The following is a 17,165-nucleotide window of genomic DNA, read 5'->3' as shown; positions in this document are numbered from 1 at the left end:
ACGGGCCGTCAGCGGTCGTCTTGGCGGCTTTCTTTGACGGATCCCGTGGGAGTGGCGTGGACGTGTGGGCGCACGCCGTCCATTGAACCGACCGGTATCACCGTGTGTATCACGGGGGTCACCCCTGGGCAATGATCATCGGAAAGAGTGGTGGCCGGTCCGGCGCGCCGTTGCGGCCGGGGCCGTTCGGGTGTTGGTGGTCCGCTGTCGTCGTGCGGTCGGCGGACCATCTTCCGCAGCGGGGCTCTTGAGGCAGTGTCGCTCATCCGGCGGTGTTCCGGGGGGCGTCGTGAGCGGCGTCCGTCCCCGGGCCGGAGCGCCCCCTGCGCCGGGTCATGCGCCGCCGTGCCGCGCCGGAGCGGCACGGCGCGCGCGGAGCGGCCGGAAAAAGGCAGTGAACCGGGGCTGAATGGGGGAGGGTTGGGGGGTGCGGAAATTCTGGGTGGCCGGAGGGCTCGGGACAGGGCTGGTGCTCTGCTTGCTCGGGCTGCTTGTGATCGGTACGTACACGGTGGCGGCCCGGCTGGCCGGGGCCGGCGGGCGGGCGCTGGGGCTGGCGAAGGGCGCGGTGCCGGCCGAGTACCAGCCGCTGGTGCAGAAGTGGGGGGCGCTCTGTCCGGCGATAAGCCCGGCGCTGCTGGCGGCGCAGCTCTATCAGGAGAGCGGGTGGAACCCGAAGGCGCAGAGCCCGGCGGCCGCCCAGGGCATGGCGCAGTTCATCCCGGGGACGTGGCAGACACACGGCGTCGACGGGAACGGCGACGGCAAGAAGGACGTGTGGGACCCGCGGGACGCGATCGCGTCGGCGGCCTCGTACGACTGCGAGCTGGCCGGCTATGTGAAGAGCGCGCCGGGCAACGCCACGCACAACATGCTCGCGGCGTACAACGCGGGGGCGTACCGCGTGATCCAGTACAACGGGGTGCCGCCGTACCGCGAGACCCAGAACTACGTGAAGACGATCACGACGCTCGCGAAGAGCTTCGAGGCGCCGTCGGGTCCGGTGGCGCCGTCGAAGCAGGCCGCTGGGGCGATCTACTTCGCGCAGGAGAAGCTCGGCACGCGCTATCTGTGGGGTGGTACGGGAACGGCGGCGCAGGGCGGGCGGTTCGACTGTTCGGGGCTGACCCAGGCGGCGTACCGGTCCGTGGGCATCGAGCTGCCCCGGGTGGCGAACGACCAGTGGAACGCCGGGCCGCATCCCAAGCGGGACGAGCTGCTGCCGGGTGATCTGGTGTTCTTCGCCTACGACCTGAAGGACCCGCGGTCGATCCACCATGTGGGGCTCTACGTGGGGGGTGGGTACATGATCAATGCGCCGTACACCGGGGCCGTGATCCGGTTCGACAAGATCGATACGCCGGACTACATCGGTGCCACCCGCGTCACGTCCGATGGCGCAAAAGCGCTGCCCGGTACGAACGCTGCGTGAACATAGGGCCCTGAACTGCAGTGATGAATCAAGCTTCGATAACGTCCTGGTGATCATCCGGTAGAGAGTGGAACGGCCGGGATGGACATCGCGTTTCCTTGGCGTGGGGACGTAGCGGAGCAGCTTGACGCAGCACACGCTCGACGACCACGGGGGCAGGCAGCACACGACGGCGCTCGCGCGCGCGAAAGATAAGGGGCCGCGGCAGATGGCTGGACTCGCACTCGAGGGGCCGAACCCCGATGTCGACGTGCTCGACGGCATCAACGGTCTCGCGAAGGACGCCCCCCACTGGGCCAACAAGGCCATGGAGTACATCGGCGAGTACGGCATCATCGCCGGCCTCGGGGTGCTGTGCCTGATCGCCTGGTGGTCCGCGCGCCGCCGGCCGGGCGCGCCGTCCGCCGTCGCGGGCCTGGTGTGGGCGCCGCTGGCCGCGGGCCTCGCGCTGCTGGCCAACATCCCGATCCGGAACGTCGTCGAGCGGCCCCGGCCGTTCAAGGACCACGCCGGGCTGGAAGTCCTGATCCCCGGCAAGAGCGACTTCTCGTTCGTGAGCGATCACGCGACGCTCACCATGGCGGTCGGCGTCGGTCTGTTCCTCGCCCACCGCAAGTACGGCCTGATCGGGATCGCGCTGGCGCTCGCGGAGGGCTTCTGCCGCGTCTACATGGGCGTGCACTACCCGACCGACGTGATCGGCGGCTTCGCGCTGGGCACCGCCGTCGCGCTGCTGCTCGCGCCGCTCGCGCAGGCGCTGCTGGTGCCGCTGACGACGGCGGTCGGCCGCTCGAAGCTGGCCTGGCTGGTGCGGGCCCCGGGCGCGGACGGCTTGGCGGGGCAGGACGCCGAGGGCGGCCGGGTGGTGGCCACCGGATCGGCGATGGGGCGGGGACAGAAGGAGCGGGACAAGGACCTGGCGGCCTGAGGGACCGCCGGACCGGGCGGGCACGCACCGGTCCGGCGGTGCCCCGGGAGTGATGACCTGGCGGATGCGGACGGCCCGGACCCCTCGCGGGGCCGGGCCGTCCGTGTGTCCGGCGGTGTGGCCGGGCGGTGTCAGAGCGCCTGCGGGAAGGTGCTGAACAGCCGCTGTGGGTCGTAGCTGTGCTTGACCTGGGCGAGGCGGGTGGCGGCGGCGCCGTAGTAGGCGGACTTCCAGTCGGTCAGGCCGGGGTCGGTGTAGTTCTGGTAGGCGGCGCCCGAGGAGTAACGGCGCATCGCGTCATGGAAGGAATTCAGCCACGCTGTGCGCGTCGTGGACGAGCCGCCCGCCGGCCAGGACGTCAGGTACTGGGCGAGGAACCGCGAGCCGCGGTGCACGAAGGCGGTGTCGGTGCGCCCGACGCGGTTGACCGCGCCGCCCAGCGCCGTCAGCGCCACATTCCCGTTGACGCCCTTGCGGCCGCCCGCCTCGATCTGGTCCATCAGCGTGCGGATACCGGCCGTGGACAGCGAACGGTCGAAGAAGTGCGAGCGGGCGGCGTAGGTCTCGCGGCCCAGCTGCCCGGCGCCGGTGTGGCCGGGCAGCGAACCCGGCATATGGCACTGGGCGGTGGACTTGGAGGAGCAGCCCGCGTACGACTCCATCGCGTCCAGGTAGCCGGTCGGCGTGAGGTGGACGCTCTTGGCGGGGCCGGGGCCGCCCGGCTGGTCGGCGAGCTTGTCGAGGGCGTTCTTCAGGTCGCCGTAGCTGCCCAGGGAGAAGGCCGCGACGGAGACCGACGGGGTGTTGCCGGGGCGGGCGTCGAGATGGCAGGCGGACCAGATCTCGTCGGCCTGCACCGGCCCCCACTTCTGCCAGGACGCCACGACCTTCGCCGCCTTGGACCATGGCCAGGTGAGGTACGCCATCACCGCGCGGGGCGCCGGATGCGTACGGAAGCGGAGTTCGGTCACCACGCCGAAGTTGCCGTTGCCGGCGCCGCGCAGCGCCCAGAACAGGTCGGAGTGGCGGCTCTTGTCGCAGTCGACGGTCTTGCCGTCGGCCGTGACCAGGGTGGCGCCGACGAGGCTGTCGCAAGTCAGCCCGTACGCACGGGAGACCACGCCATGGCCGCCGCCGAGGGTGAGGCCGGATATGCCGACGGTGGGGCAGGAGCCCCCGGGTATCGTCACGCCGTGCGCCCCGAGGCCCTTGTAGACGTCGATGAGCTTGGCGCCGGCGCCGATGGCGGTGGTCCCGCCGGACGGCGCGCCGACCTTGGAGAGCGCGGAGACGTCGATGACGAGCTTGCCGTTGCCGCTGGACCAGCCGGCGTAGGAGTGGCCGCCGCTGCGGATGGCGACCGGGGTGTCGTTGCGCCGGGCGAAGGCGAGGCATTCGGCGATGTCCGACGGGTGCTCGACATAGGCGATGGCCGACGGCTTCAGCGTGTCGTAGCGGGTGTTGTACAGGCGGCGGGCGGTCGCGTAGGCGGCGTCGGAGGCCCGTATCAGTTTCCCGTCCAGGCTCTTGCCGAGCGCGGTCCAGGAGGCCTGGGTGGCCCGGCTGTGGACGGCCGCCCCCGCGGAGGAGGCCGCGTTGGTCTGTGCCGCAGTGGTGCCGGCCGCGGCGCCGGTGCCCGAGGCGGAGGACGCCGCACCCGCCTTGCCGGTCTTGTTGTCGCAGCCGGTGGCCAAGGCCACCGAGGCCGCCGCCAGTCCGCCGCCCGCCTGCAGGAGTGTGCGCCGCTTCACTGGGATGGATCCCCCTCGATGTTGTGGATACGGTCCTGCCCCGCCTGCCGTCGGGCCCGGCCGCAGGTCACGGGGCGCGTACGGGGAAGGCCGCACCGGGCGGCCGCGGTGGCGTGCTGTTCTCGCGTTCCGCTGTGCCCGGGATTGCTCCGCACTGTCCGGTGTCGTCCGTGCCGTCCGTTACCTGTGCGGTGCGCGTACTCCCCTCACTAGGCAGATGCCGTAAGGGCGTTGAGGGTTCCCGGAACGGACTCTCTCATTCCACGGGGTGCTCGGTGCCGGTGCCGGTGCCGGTGCCCGTCCCCGGTCCGTCGGCCACCTCGGCCAGATGGCGCTCGGCGTCCGTACGCGCCTGAGAGCGGGCACGGCGGGCCGGACCCCGCCAGCCGCAGGTGCAGCGGGCCGTGCAGAAGGAACCGCTCTCGGTGGTGGAAGTCGTATGGGGAGTTCGGTGGGGCACCCCGTCACGCTACGCGTCCCAGGTGCCCTTGCGTGACGAGCCCCCGTGACGGTCGTTGAACCGGACGGTCGACGGAACGTCAGATGCGGCGGTGGCGGACCGGGTGACCCTCCCGAGCGGACCGGCCGGCCCAGGCCGTTCCCGAAGACAGCGGCCGAGGGGGCTCGTACGCGATGGTGGTGCAGGAGTGGCGAGGCGGCGGCGCGGTCGTCGTGGCCGTGGCGTGCGGGACGGGTCTGGCGGTCGGGCTGCTGACGACGGGCTGTTCGCCGGACGGGGCCGCGGCCGTCGACCAGGAGCCGTCCGGCCGGGCCGCTGCCGCCGCGGAGGTCCGGGGCAGCGCCGCCGCCCTGCTGCGGGCCGGCTCCGCCAGGGTCCGTACGTCCATGGAGACGGTCAGCGGCGGCACCCGGGTCGCCATCCGGGGCACCGGCGGCTACGACTTCGCCACGAGCACCGGCCGGCTGCGGGTCGTCCTGCCCGATCCCGCGGGCCGGACCGGCGGCGGCCATCAGCCGGTCACCGAGATCCTTGCGCCCGGTGCGCTGTTCATGAAGAACCGCGGGGCCGGGGTGCCCGCCGACAAGTGGGTACGGGTGGCCACCGCCTCCTTGAGCGACGGGAATCTGGTCACCGGCGGGGCGACCGACCCGCTGGCCGCGGCGGAACTGCTGCGCGGCGCGCGGGAGGTGACGTACCAGGGCGAGGAGCGGCTGGACGGCGTGCGGGTGCGGCACTACCGCGGGACGACGGACATCCAGACGGCCGCCCAGGTGGCGTCACCGCGTATGCGGCCCGCGCTGGTCGCCGCGGAGCAGGGGTTCACCACCGACGCGGTGCCGTTCGAGGTCTATCTGGACGAGGACGGGCGGCTGCGCAAGGTGCGCCAGTGGTTCCGCTATGCCAACGGTGCGCCGAAGGGAGCCGCGGTGACGTCCACCACGGAGCTGTCGGATTTCGGGACAAGGGTCGTGGTCCGGCTGCCGGACGAACGCGACATCTACGCAGGGAAGATCGCTTCGCCCGCGCCGTAGGGCAGGGTGCGGCGCGGCGGGGAATGTGACGGGGGCGCTTGCCGGATGGCGGAAATGGTCCATCCGTGCCATGCGCGGAGTGTGCGCCCGTCCTTACGCTGACGGTAACCACCCAAGGCGTGGGAAGGCGCTCGAAGGAGGAGGTGTTGTACGTGGCCGGACACCGCCCTACGACGGTCCAGGACCCCGTAGCCCTCGTCGAGATCGACCTGACCGGTGAGTTGATGATCGCGGCCGCGGCGGCAAGCGAGGACCGGCTCAGCCCGGACCGCATCGACGAGGTGCTGGAGGTCGACGGGGAGGGTGGCGACGGCACGGACCGGGCGTGCCACCGGCCCGGGCCCGCGGGGTGCCCTCCCGGCTAGTGCCGGGCATGCCGGGCGGCTGGGCTCAGGTGCGCAGCATCCGCTCGATGGCCTTGGTGGCCTCCCGGACCTTGGCGTCGATGGCCTCGGGGCCCTGGACGGCCCCCGGCGCGGAGCCCTCCAGGACCGCGGCGGCGACGCAGTGCCGCAGATGCTCCTCCAGCAGCTGGAGGCCGAAGGACTGCAGGCCCTTCGTGCTCGCCGAGACCTGGGTGAGTATGTCGATGCAGTAGACGTCTTCTTCGAGCATCCGCTGCAGTCCGCGGATCTGGCCCTCGATCCGGCGCAGTCGCTTGATGTGTGCGTCTTTCTGCTGTGCGTAGCCGTGGGGGCCGGATGTCGCCGGAGTCTCTGCGTTATCGGTCACGGTTTGAGCTGCGTCCCGGGGGTCGGTGTCCGGCTGCCGGGGGTGGCAGGCCGCGGCGGCTGCGGCGCTGCCGGTGGTGTCGGCGTCCGTGGTCGTCATGGCCGTCTCCCGTGGTATCTAGGCGATCTATATACCCCTGGTGGGTATATGGTACCGAACTTTGCGGGCACCTGTGGTACCCCGTGCAGAGCATGCTGCACGATGGGCGACACTGAAGGAATGCCGGTTAGCTGTGGCTGGATGATGCGCCTAGCATCAACTCGACCGAATCCGATGCACCCCGAGGATTTCACGTGCGCTTTCGTCTGACCCCCAGGGAGACGAGCTTCTACGACATGTTCGCCGCCTCCGCGGACAACATCGTCACGGGCTCCAAGCTCCTGATGGAACTGCTCGGGGCGGACGCCTCCGCTCGTGCAGAGATCGCCGAGAGGATGCGGGCGGCGGAGCACGCGGGAGACGACGCTACCCACGCGATCTTCCACCAGCTGAACTCCTCGTTCATCACGCCGTTCGACCGCGAGGACATCTACAACCTCGCCTCGTCGCTCGACGACATCATGGACTTCATGGAAGAGGCGGTCGACCTGGTCGTCCTCTACAAGGTCGAGGAGCTGCCCAAGGGCATCGACCAGCAGATCGAGGTGCTGGCGCGGGCGGCCGAGCTGACCGCCGAGGCCATGCCGCATCTGCGGACGATGACCAACCTCACCGAGTACTGGATCGAGGTCAACCGCCTGGAGAACCAGGCCGACCAGATCCACCGCAAGCTGCTTGCGCACCTCTTCAACGGCAAGTACGACGCCATCGAGGTCCTCAAGCTCAAGCAGATCGTGGACATCCTGGAAGAGGCGGCGGACGCGTTCGAGCATGTCGCCAACACGGTCGAGACCATCGCGGTCAAGGAGTCCTGAGCGCCGCCCATGGAGACCTTCGCGCTCGTCGTGACCATTGCGGTCGCGCTCGGATTCACCTATACCAACGGCTTTCACGACTCCGCGAACGCCATCGCGACCTCGGTCTCGACGCGGGCACTGACCCCGCGCGCGGCGCTGGCGATGGCCGCCGTGATGAACCTCGCCGGTGCGTTCCTCGGCAGCGGGGTCGCCAAGACGGTCAGCGAAGGGCTGATCGCCACCCCCAAGGGCAACCAGGGGATGGGCATTCTCTTCGCCGCGCTGCTCGGCGCGGTGGTCTGGAACCTCGTCACCTGGTACTTCGGCCTGCCGTCCTCGTCCTCGCACGCCTTGTTCGGCGGCATGGTCGGTGCGGCGCTCGCCGGTGGCACCAAGGTCATCTGGGGCGGCGTGATCGAGAAGGTCGTGCTGCCGATGTTCATCTCGCCGGTCATCGGCCTGGTGCTCGGCTACCTGGTGATGGTCGTCATCCTCTGGATGTTCCGTAAGTCCAACCCGCACAAGGCCAAGCGCGGCTTCCGCATAGCCCAGACCGTCTCGGCCGCCGGTATGGCGCTCGGACACGGTCTGCAGGACGCCCAGAAGACCATGGGCGTCGTGGTGATGGCCCTGGTCATCGCCGATGTCGAGGATGCGAACGACGCCATCCCGATCTGGGTCAAGCTGGCCTGTGCGCTCACCCTCTCGCTCGGTACGTACGCGGGTGGCTGGCGCATCATGCGCACCCTGGGCCGCCGCATCATCGAGCTGGACCCGCCGCAGGGCTTCGCCGCGGAGACCACCGCCGCCTCGGTCATGTACACCGCGTCGTTCATGTTCCAGGCGCCGATCTCCACGACCCATGTCATCACCTCCGCGATCATGGGCGTCGGCTCGACCAAGGGCCCGCGCGCGGTGCGCTGGGGCGTCGCCAAGAACATCGTGATGGGCTGGTTCATCACCATGCCGGCGGCCGCGCTGGTCGCGGCGCTCGCGTTCTGGCTGATCCGGCTGGCCTTCGGCTGACCCGTCCCGGCCACCGGGCGCACAGCGACAGAGCACCCGACAGCACTCGGAGCACAGAGAATGGGCCCGCCCCCGGGAAGAGGGGCGGGCCCTTCGCCTTGCGGTGGCACCGCCATGCAGCACCGCAGGACGTGGTGGGGGCGGCCCGGCCGAGGCGGCCGGGCCGCACTCGGCGCTCAGCCGAAGCGGCCGGAGATGTAGTCCTCCGTGGCCTGGACCGACGGGTTGGAGAAGATCCGCTCGGTCTCGTCGATCTCGACCAGCTTGCCGGGCTGCCCGACGGCGGCGAGGTTGAAGAACGCCGTACGGTCCGAGACGCGCGCGGCCTGCTGCATGTTGTGCGTCACGATGACGATCGTGAAGCGCTCCTTGAGCTCGCCGATCAGGTCCTCGATGGCGAGGGTGGAGATCGGGTCGAGCGCCGAGCAGGGCTCGTCCATCAGCAGCACCTGCGGCTCGACGGCTATGGCGCGGGCGATGCACAGCCGCTGCTGCTGGCCGCCGGACAGGCCCGAGCCGGGCTTGTTGAGGCGGTCCTTGACCTCGTTCCAGAGGTTGGCGCCCTTGAGGGACTTCTCGACGATGTCCTTGAGCTCGCTCTTCTTGTACGAGCCGTTCAGCCGCAGACCGGCCGCGACATTGTCGAAGATCGACATCGTGGGGAACGGGTTGGGGCGCTGGAAGACCATGCCGACGGTGCGGCGGACGGCGACCGGGTCCACCCCGGAGCCGTAGAGGTTCTCGTCGTCCAGCATCACCTTGCCCTCGACGCGGCCGCCGGGGGTGACCTCGTGCATCCGGTTCAGGGTGCGCAGGAAGGTCGACTTGCCGCAGCCGGACGGGCCGATGAAGGCCGTCACGGAGCGCGGCTCGACGGTCATCGAGATGTCGTCGATGGCCTTGTGGCCGCCGTAGTACGCGGAGAGGCCGCTGACGTCGATTCGCTTGGCCATGGAAATCACTGCTTCTTTCTGTCGCCGGGCTGGTCAGCGGCCGGTTTTGGGGGCCTTCCAGCGGGCGATGCCGCGGGCCACCAGGTTGAGGATCATGACGAAGGCGATGAGGACCAGTGCCGCGGCCCATGCGCGGTCGTACGAGGCCTCGGAACCCTGCTGCCACTGCTGGAAAACGTAGAGCGGCAGTGACTGCTGGGCGTCTTCGAAGGGGTTGTTGTTGATCGTCTTCGCGCCCCACACCAGGAGCAGCACGGGCGCCGTCTCACCGGTGATCCGGGCGATGGAGAGCATCACTCCGGTGGTGATGCCGCCGATCGACGTCGGCAGGACGACCTTGAGGATGGTGCGCCACTTGGGCACGCCGAGGGCCAGTGAGGCCTCGCGCAGCTCGTTCGGGACGAGCTTGAGCATCTCCTCGGTGGAGCGGACCACGACCGGCATCATCAGGATCGCCAGGGCCATCGAGCCGGCGAAGCCGGACGGGCCGAAGCCGAGGATCAGGATCCACACGGAGAGGATGAACAGGCCGGCCACGATCGACGGGATGCCGGTCATCACGTCGACGAAGAAGGTGACGGACTTGGCGAGCCGGCCACGGCCGTACTCGACGAGGTAGATCGCGGTGAGCAGACCGATCGGTGCGGCGATCAGGGTGGCCAGGCCGACCTGCTCCAGGGTGCCGATGATCGCGTGGTAGATGCCGCCGCCGGGCAGCGCGTCCGGGGTGGTGCCCATGGAGTGGGACAGGAAGTAGCCGTTGAGGACCTTGGTGCCGCGGGCGACGGTCTCCCACAGGAGGGAGGCCAGCGGTACGACGGCGATCAGGAAGGCGGTCCAGACCAGGCAGGTGGCCAGCCGGTCCTTGGCCTGCCGGCCGCCCTCGACGGCCGCGGCCAGCGCGAAGGTGCCGAGGACGAAGAGCAGGGCGGCGATCAGGCCCCACTGGACGGCGCTGTCCAGGCCGGTGCCCAGCCCGATGCCGCAGCCCGCACCGGCCGCGACCAGCGCGAGGACCGGCGGGGTCCAGCGGGGGAGCCGGGCCTGCTTGAGCGAGACGGGCAGCGGGGCGTCGCCGTGGGAGACCGCGGGGCGGTCGGTGGTGACACTCATGCCGCCACCTCGCTTCGCGAGGCACAGCATTCGTGAGGCGCGCACCTCTTGTTGATTCCTTCGCTTCGCTCAGTCATGCGGCGGCTCCCGAGTACTCCTTGCGGCGGGCGATGATCAGGCGGGCCGCGCCGTTGACGAGCAGCGTGATCACGAAGAGGACGAGGCCGGAGGCGATCAGGGCGTCCTGGCCGAAGGTGTCGGCCTCGCTGAACTTGCTGGCGATGTTCTGGGCGAAGGTGCCGCCGCCCGGGTCCAGCAGGCTGGTGTTGATGAGGAAGCTGGGCGAGAGGACCGTGGCGACGGCCATCGTCTCGCCGAGCGCACGGCCCAGGCCCAGCATGGAGGCGCTGATGATGCCGGAGCGGCCGAAGGGGAGCACCGACATCCGGATGACTTCCCAGCGGGTGGCGCCGAGCGCCAGCGCGGCCTCCTCGTGCATCTTCGGGACCTGCAGGAACACCTCGCGGCTGACGCTGGTCACGATCGGCAGGACCATGATCGCGAGCAGGATGCCGACGGTGAACAGCGAACGGGCCGCCCCGCCGCCGTACGAGAAGACGCCGGTCCAGCCGAGGTAGTCGTCCAGCCAGGTGTAGAGGCCGGACAGGTGCGGGACGAGGAAGAGCGCGCCCCACAGGCCGTAGATGATGCTGGGCACCGCGGCGAGCAGGTCGATGACGTAGCCGAGCGGTGCGGACAGCTTGCGCGGGGCGTAGTGCGAGATGAACAGCGCGATGCCGACCGCGACCGGGACCGCGATGACCATCGCGACCACCGAGCTGACGACGGTGCCGAAGGCGAGGACCGCGATGCCGAACTTCGGGTCCGTCCCGGTGGCGTTCCAGTCCAGGGTGGTGAAGAAGTCGGCCTTGTCGCCGGAGATGGCGAGCACGGAGCGGTAGGTGAGGAAGGCCGCGATGGCGGCCATGATCACCAGGAGGGCGATCCCGGAGCCCCGGGAGAGCCCGAGGAAGATCCGGTCACCGGGGCGGACCGCCTTGCCGGAGACGGCGGAACGGCCGTCGCTCGCCGGCAGGGGCGGGGTGTCGGTGGGTGAGGTAGGTGAATTCATGGATTCTCCGGTCTGCGGAGCCCGGCGGGGGCTCCTGGCGCGGCGGTGCACCGGACGGGCGACGGCCCGAAAGGGGCCCTGGTGAATGGGCCCCTTTTGGCCTGGCTGGCGGTCTGCGGGCCGCCGCCCGGTGGGTCAGGAGAGCGTGGCGACGGTCTTGCGGACCTTGTCGGCGATCTCGGTGGGCAGCGGGGCGTAGCCGAGCTGCTTGAGCGCGCTCTGGCCGTCCTTGCTGGCGACGTAGGTCAGGAAGGACTTGGTGGCGGCCAGCGTCTCGGGCTTGTTGCCCTTGTCGCAGGCGATCTCGTTGGTCACCAGGGTGATCGGGTAGGCGCCCTCGGCCTTGGTGGTGTAGTTGAGCTTCAGGGCCAGGTCGTTGCCCTTGCCGGCCTGCGTGGCCTCGGAGATCGCCTTGGAGGCGTTGTCGACGGTGGCGTCGACCGGGGCCTTGGCGCCGGTGTTCAGCTTGACCGTCGGGATCTTGCCGGCCGTGGCGTACGACAGCTCGAAGTACGAGATCGCGCCGCTGGTCTGCTTGACCTGCGAGGAGACGCCGGCCGAGCCGGAGGCCGCCTGGCCGCCGGTGCCCTCCCACTTCTTCGCCGGCTCGTGCTTCCAGTCACCGGGGGCCGCGCCCTTGAGGTACTTGGTGAAGTTGTCGGTGGTGCCCGAGTCGTCGGAGCGGTGGAACGCCTGGATCTTGAGGTCCGGGAGCTTGGCGCCCGGGTTCAGCTTCTTGATCGCGGGGTCGTTCCACTTGGTGATCTTCGAGTCGAAGATCTTCGCCAGCGTCGGGGCGTCCAGCACGAGGTTGTCCACGCCGGGCACGTTGTAGCCGATCGCGACCGGACCGCCGACCATCGGCAGGTCGATGGCCTGGCCGCCCTTGCAGACCTGCTTCGACTTGGTGATCTCGTCGGGCTTGAGCGGGGAGTCGGAGCCCGCGAAGGCGGTCTGGCCCTGCAGGAAGGTGGTGACACCCGCGCCGGAGCCGGTCGGCTGGTAGTTGATCTCGGTGCCCTTGCAGGCGCCCGAGTAGGCCTGCACCCACACGTCCATGGCGTTCTTCTGCGCGGAGGAGCCGGACGCGAGCAGCTTGCCCTTGCCCTCGCACTTGATGTTCGACGGCTTGGCGGCACCGCCGCCGGCGCCGGAGGTGTCATCGGAGCCGCACGCCGTCAGGGCCAGGGCACCCGAGACGGCGAGAGCGCCAACGGCGAGGGCGCGAACCCGGTTCTTGCGCTGAAGCTTCACTGTCGAAAGTTCCTTCCTGGGGCGCGCCGCTTCGTCGGCGTGCGAGGTGATGAGGATCTGGCGGCCGTCGCGTTCTGCGATGCCGGCGGGCCGTGTCGCGCTTGCGCCATGGGCGGGACGCGTACTCGGTGAGGCTGAAATTAGGCAGATCAGGTGAAGCGGCCGATGGAGGGGAATGAACGCACGGTGAACCTCGGCCATCGGGTGGGTGCCCGGGGAGAAGTGCTCGCCCACTCGTGCGAAACGGCCCGTCACCCTGTTGAATTACCGGCCGGTATGGCAGCATCCGCGCCTGTAGGACTTCGCGAATCGGTGCGGAACGACCGGAGGTGGCTGGTGGGGAGCCAGGGGGCACGGCAGGGCGTTCGGGACGTACGGGGTGGGCAGGCCGGGCGGAGATCATGGGGTGCGCGGGGGCCATGGGGCGCACGGGGCAGCCGGCTCGTGGCGTGCACCGCCGTCGTCCTGTGTGCGATGGGGCTGCTCGGCGGCACGGCGACGTCCGCCTACGCGGACGACCCGAAGAACCCCTCCGCGGACGCGGAACGGGCCGCCGGCGCGAAAACGGCCGCGGACGCCGACGCCCGGCGCCTCGACGACGTACGCAAAAAGATCGACGCCCTCTACCGCAAGGCCGAGCAGGCCACCGACGCCTATAACGCCGCCACGGAACAGGTCGAACTCCAGCAGAAGGAGATCGTCAAGCTGGCGCGGAGCATCGACAGCACCCAGCGCCGGCTGGCCGACGTCAAACGGCGGGCGGGCGCGCTGGCCAGCGCCCAGTACCGCGGCGGCGGAATGCCCGCCGAGGCGAAGCTGATGCTCAACGTCGATCCCGGGGGCTTTCTCGACAATGCCACCCTGGCGCGCAAGGGGCAGCTGGCGGCCAAGCGAATGATCAGCCAACTGTCGCATCTGGAAGGCGACTTGAAGGGCTATTCGGACGCGGCCACGGACCGCTGGGAGAAGCTGGAGGCGAACCGCAAGAAGAAGGAAAGCGCCCAGCGGGACATCAAGAAAAAGATCGACGAGGCAAAGCAGCTGGAATCCCGGCTGGCAGCCAAGGAAAAGGGCCGGCTGAAGAAGCTGGAGGACGAGCTGGCCTTCCAGCAGCAGCAGAAGTGGCTGGACTCCGGCGTACTGAAAGACATCGGCAACAAAGCCTCGGCGCCCGGCAAGAAGGCGATTTCGTACGCCACCGCACAGATCGGCAAGGACTATGTGTGGGGTGCGGAAGGGCCGGACACCTTCGACTGCTCCGGGCTGACCCTGAGGGCGTGGCAGGCCGGCGGCCGGACCATTCCGCGGACCTCGCAGGAGCAGTGGCACCAACTGCCCCGGGTCGCGCTCAAGGACATGCGGCCGGGCGATCTGATCATTTATTTCTCCGATGCCAGCCATGTCGGGATGTATCTCGGTGACGGCGCGATTGTGCACGCACCGCGGCCCGGCCGGCAGGTCACGATCACCGGCGCCGGCTCGATGCCGATCCTCGGTGTCGTCCGCCCCGACGGTGACGGCTGACACGATGGCGCGGATCACACGCACGATAAATGACCGGAATGTTTCCTGTCCGAGAGTTGTCGGCGCGCAGCGGAAAGCACCCGGGCGGGGTGATGTTCGTCATTCCGCATTCCGCCCTCCCCAGGTCAAATGGCTTATCAGGTGCGGCATATGACGATGGCCGATTGCCGCCGGGCATTCCATCCCACTCCGTACTGGCGCTATGGTCGCCTGGCAGTGCCCGGTGTGCCCCCGCTCCACTGACCGACGAGCGGCGGGAAGCCGGGCACGGTGATGCGCCGTTCGGCGCTCCACCGCACCCCTCGGGGGGAGGGAAGGAAGCAGACCAATGCCCGTACCCGTACCGCACCAGCGGGCGGTCGTGCTGCCGCACCAGGCAGGACCGGTGGACGGCACCTGCGCGGACACCGCGCGGGTCGCCGACGCGCCGGGCGCGGGGGACACGACGGCCCAGGGCCTGAGCGCCCCGGCGACCGCCGTGGGCCGGTCGTCGGCCCCTCTGGGCTCCCACGGCTTCCAGAAGCCCGAGCAGCCGCAGCCGGCCGCACAGCGCGTTCCGGCCGAGCACCCGCCCGCCCAGCAGGGTCTGAACCTGCTCCTCATCGGCGAGGACCCCAACAGCCATGTCCCCGATATGTGGGACTGGGCGGGCCGCAAGGTGCGTCTGCGGACCGCCCGCAACCTCACCGAGGCCGGGCGGCTGCTCACCGACGATGTGCACTGCATCCTGCTCGACCTTCCCCCGCGGGAGCCCGCTGACCGTACGGAACGCGACCCGGGCCGCGGCGGCACCCCCGACGACGAGCTGGGCATGCTGCGCGATGTGCTGCGGATGGCCACCTCGCACGCCGTTCTCGTCCTCACCTACGAGACGGACGCCGAGCGCGCCGCCGACGCCGTCCGCGTCGGCGCCCAGGACTACCTCTTCCGCGACGAGCTGGACGGCGCGGTGCTCAGCCGCGCGGTCCGCTACGCCGTCGAACGCAAACGCGCCGACCTCGCGCAGCGCCAGCTCACCGAGTCGCGGATGCTCGCCCAGGAGAACGCCCGACTGGAGCGCGGCCTGCTGCCCACGCCGCTGCTCGACGGCTCCAACCTGCGGTTCGCCGCCTGCTACCGCCCCGGCCGCAGCCGTGCGCTGCTCGGCGGCGACTTCTACGACACCGTCCGCACCCCGGACGGCACCGTCCACGCGATGATCGGCGACGTCTGCGGCCACGGCCCCGACGAGGCCGCCCTCGGCGTCGAGCTGCGCATCGCCTGGCGCGCGCTGACCTTCGCCGGACTCTCCGGCGACGAACTGCTCGCCACGCTCCAGAAGGTCCTGGAGCACGAGCGGGCGGACGACGAGATCTTCGCGACGCTGTGCACCGTCGACATCTCCGCGGACGGCCGCCGCGCCGGTCTGTGCCTGGCCGGCCACCCCGCACCGCTGCTGGCCCAGGCCGGCCGGCCTCCGCAGCTGCTGCCGTACGAATTCGGCGGCCCGGCGCTCGGCCTGCTGCCGCACGCCCGCTGGCCGCGCCGGCAGGTGGAGCTGGGCGGCTCCTGGAGCCTGATGATGTACACCGACGGTCTGATCGAGGGCCGGATCGGCCAGGGGAACCAGCGCCTCGGCCAGGAGGGCATGACCGAGCTGGTGAGCCGGCAGATGGCCGCCGGCCTCACCGGCGAGGAGCTGCTGGAAGCCTCGGTCAGAGAGGTACGCGATCTGAACGGCGGCGAGCTGACGGACGACGTGGCCGTACTGCTGCTGGACCGGCGGTAGCGAGGGGCATCGGCGGCCGGCGGCCTCCCGGCCCGCTCAGTGCCCGCCGTTGTACGGCCCGTACGGCCCGTCCGAGCTGGAGCCCCCGCGCCGGGGCCCGCGGCCGCCGCCTCCGGTGACCTCCCGGAGCGCCGGACGTACGTCGACGGTGTAGACGATCACTGCGATCACGCCGATGATCGGCAGGAACGACATGATCGGGAGAATGAACAGCAGCGCCGTGGCCAGGGCGAGGAAGATCAGCCACATGCCCTTGGTCTGCTTGCTCGCGGCGCGATAGGCGTCCTCGCGGCGCACCGCGGCGTCGATCAGCATCACGGCGGCATAGACGCCCAGGGCGAGCTGCACCCAGCTCAGAATGCTCTGGAACCCGTAAATCAGCACGCCTTGCACCGCCCGTTCGCCAGTCGTGTCGTCTCGGTCTGCGGCGGCCCGACGGCCGCCCGTGCGGCCCCACCGTACCCGGACAACGGGCCGGGCACCCGAAGTGTGCCCGGCCCGGCCGGTGAAACGGGGACCTCGGCGAAAAGTGAGCGGGCTCACTTCGCCGCGTGGTGTGCGCCCGGTGTCCTCACTTGGCGGACGGCGGGGTGCTCTTCTTCGCCGGCGCCGTGGCCGGCTTGCGCTGCGCGACGGGCTTCTTCGCCGTGGCCGGCTTGGGCTGCGCCGAGGGGGTGGCCTTGGTCTCGGCCTTGGTGCCGTTCGTGGCCTGGTTCTTCGTCCCCGTGGCGGTCTGGGCCTTCGCCCCGCTCTTGCCCGCCTGCTTCGGCGCCGGCTCCGGCTCGATCGCCACCGCGAGGTCCTCGACCTGGTCGGCGGCCTCGCCGCGCCAGGTCGCCACCGCGCCACGACCGCGCTCGGCCAGCTCCTCGTACCCCTCACGGGTCTTCACGACGGCCTCGGCCGCGCGGCCCACGCCCTGCAGCGCCAGCTCCTGCGCCTGGTCGCGGACCTTCTTGATGTCACCGTCCAGCGAGCCCAGCAGCTCGGTCAGCTTCTCCTTGGCGTCCTTGGCCTGCTTGGTGACCAGGGCCTGGACGTCCTTGGGGTCGGTGCTGCGGACGGACTCGAAGCGCTTGGGCGCCTCGATCCGGATCTTCTCGACGAACTGCGGCACCTCGCCGAGCTTCTCGGCAGCCAGGTCGACGGTGCCGGCCAGGGCGTACAGCGGGGTCGCGTCGGTCAGGGCCTTGCGGAGGTCATCGGTGTTGATGGCCATGAC

Annotated in this window: 17 protein-coding genes; 8 read left to right on the top strand and 9 right to left on the bottom strand. The window is 70.3% G+C overall.

The genetic code is table 11. The annotated features are described in order from the left end of the window. Positions 1–427: 427 nt before the first annotated feature. Both D9V36_RS19235 and D9V36_RS19230 read left to right on the top strand, forming a co-directional pair. Entirely contained in the window at positions 428–1,432 is a 1,005-nt protein-coding gene (locus tag D9V36_RS19235; protein ID WP_129294870.1) for an NlpC/P60 family protein, read from the top strand. Between the two features lie 208 nt (positions 1,433–1,640). Beyond that, positions 1,641–2,360, top strand: coding sequence for a phosphatase PAP2 family protein (locus D9V36_RS19230; RefSeq protein WP_129294869.1), 720 nt, complete (start codon positions 1,641–1,643; stop codon positions 2,358–2,360). A gap of 131 nt (positions 2,361–2,491) precedes the next feature. Here D9V36_RS19230 and D9V36_RS19225 read toward each other — a convergent pair whose 3' ends face one another. Both D9V36_RS19225 and D9V36_RS19220 read right to left on the bottom strand, forming a co-directional pair. Continuing rightward, the gene (locus D9V36_RS19225; RefSeq protein WP_129294868.1) at positions 2,492–4,111 is read right to left on the bottom strand and encodes an FAD-binding oxidoreductase; all 1,620 of its coding nucleotides are present in this window, start codon (positions 4,109–4,111) and stop codon (positions 2,492–2,494) included. Positions 4,112–4,367: 256 nt separating this feature from the next. Then, entirely contained in the window at positions 4,368–4,571 is a 204-nt protein-coding gene (locus D9V36_RS19220; protein ID WP_129294867.1) for a hypothetical protein, read from the bottom strand. Between the two features lie 173 nt (positions 4,572–4,744). Between D9V36_RS19220 and D9V36_RS19215 the strand changes: the two genes are divergently transcribed. Beyond that, positions 4,745–5,605, top strand: coding sequence for a hypothetical protein (locus D9V36_RS19215; protein WP_129294866.1), 861 nt, complete (start codon positions 4,745–4,747; stop codon positions 5,603–5,605). Positions 5,606–5,748: 143 nt separating this feature from the next. Then, complete coding sequence (locus tag D9V36_RS19210; protein ID WP_431357758.1) at positions 5,749–5,970, top strand: hypothetical protein; 222 nt, start codon at positions 5,749–5,751, stop codon at positions 5,968–5,970. Between the two features lie 25 nt (positions 5,971–5,995). Here the strand turns inward: D9V36_RS19210 and D9V36_RS19205 are convergent, their stop codons facing one another. After that, on the bottom strand, positions 5,996–6,436 hold the full coding sequence (locus D9V36_RS19205; RefSeq protein WP_129294865.1) for a metal-sensitive transcriptional regulator: 441 nt from the start codon (positions 6,434–6,436) through the stop codon (positions 5,996–5,998). 194 nt (positions 6,437–6,630) lie between these two features. Between D9V36_RS19205 and D9V36_RS19200 the strand changes: the two genes are divergently transcribed. Further along, positions 6,631–7,251, top strand: coding sequence for a DUF47 domain-containing protein (locus D9V36_RS19200; protein WP_042162406.1), 621 nt, complete (start codon positions 6,631–6,633; stop codon positions 7,249–7,251). Between the two features lie 9 nt (positions 7,252–7,260). Continuing rightward, a complete protein-coding gene (locus tag D9V36_RS19195) occupies positions 7,261–8,259 on the top strand; it encodes an inorganic phosphate transporter (RefSeq protein ID WP_129294864.1) in 999 nt (332 codons plus the stop codon). A gap of 176 nt (positions 8,260–8,435) precedes the next feature. On the opposite strand, the gene pstB is transcribed toward D9V36_RS19195, so the two are convergent. The 4 genes from pstB to pstS form a co-directional block, all read right to left on the bottom strand. Continuing rightward, positions 8,436–9,212: a phosphate ABC transporter ATP-binding protein PstB gene (pstB, locus tag D9V36_RS19190; protein ID WP_086718512.1), complete on the bottom strand. Its 777-nt coding sequence runs from the start codon at positions 9,210–9,212 to the stop codon at positions 8,436–8,438. 33 nt (positions 9,213–9,245) lie between these two features. Further along, on the bottom strand, positions 9,246–10,325 hold the full coding sequence (pstA, locus tag D9V36_RS19185; RefSeq protein ID WP_129294863.1) for a phosphate ABC transporter permease PstA: 1,080 nt from the start codon (positions 10,323–10,325) through the stop codon (positions 9,246–9,248). Between the two features lie 73 nt (positions 10,326–10,398). After that, positions 10,399–11,397 (bottom strand): phosphate ABC transporter permease subunit PstC, encoded by a 999-nt coding sequence (gene pstC / locus D9V36_RS19180; RefSeq protein WP_129294862.1) that lies wholly within the window; start codon positions 11,395–11,397, stop codon positions 10,399–10,401. Positions 11,398–11,532: 135 nt separating this feature from the next. Further along, entirely contained in the window at positions 11,533–12,651 is a 1,119-nt protein-coding gene (gene pstS / locus D9V36_RS19175) for a phosphate ABC transporter substrate-binding protein PstS (RefSeq protein WP_129294861.1), read from the bottom strand. Between the two features lie 444 nt (positions 12,652–13,095). Here pstS and D9V36_RS19170 point away from each other — a divergent pair, with 444 nt between their 5' ends. Together D9V36_RS19170 and D9V36_RS19165 are read left to right on the top strand one after the other, a co-directional pair. Then, positions 13,096–14,175 (top strand): C40 family peptidase, encoded by a 1,080-nt coding sequence (locus D9V36_RS19170; RefSeq protein ID WP_241720937.1) that lies wholly within the window; start codon positions 13,096–13,098, stop codon positions 14,173–14,175. A gap of 328 nt (positions 14,176–14,503) precedes the next feature. After that, positions 14,504–15,943, top strand: a complete 1,440-nt coding sequence (locus D9V36_RS19165; RefSeq protein WP_129294860.1) for a PP2C family protein-serine/threonine phosphatase — start codon at positions 14,504–14,506, stop codon at positions 15,941–15,943. A 36-nt stretch (positions 15,944–15,979) separates the two neighbouring features. Here the strand turns inward: D9V36_RS19165 and D9V36_RS19160 are convergent, their stop codons facing one another. Further along, positions 15,980–16,327 (bottom strand): DUF2516 family protein, encoded by a 348-nt coding sequence (locus D9V36_RS19160; RefSeq protein WP_206739696.1) that lies wholly within the window; start codon positions 16,325–16,327, stop codon positions 15,980–15,982. A 187-nt stretch (positions 16,328–16,514) separates the two neighbouring features. Further along, positions 16,515–17,162 carry a hypothetical protein gene (locus tag D9V36_RS19155; RefSeq protein ID WP_129294858.1) on the bottom strand — a complete coding sequence of 216 codons (648 nt, stop codon included), beginning with the start codon at positions 17,160–17,162 and terminating at the stop codon, positions 16,515–16,517. Positions 17,163–17,165 lie beyond the last annotated feature (3 nt).

This window comes from Streptomyces lydicus, assembly GCF_004125265.1.
Classification (GTDB): Bacteria; Actinomycetota; Actinomycetes; order Streptomycetales; family Streptomycetaceae; genus Streptomyces; species Streptomyces lydicus_C.
The sequence above is the reverse complement of the archived record's forward strand: the minus strand, read 5'-3'. Positions and strand labels throughout refer to the sequence as shown.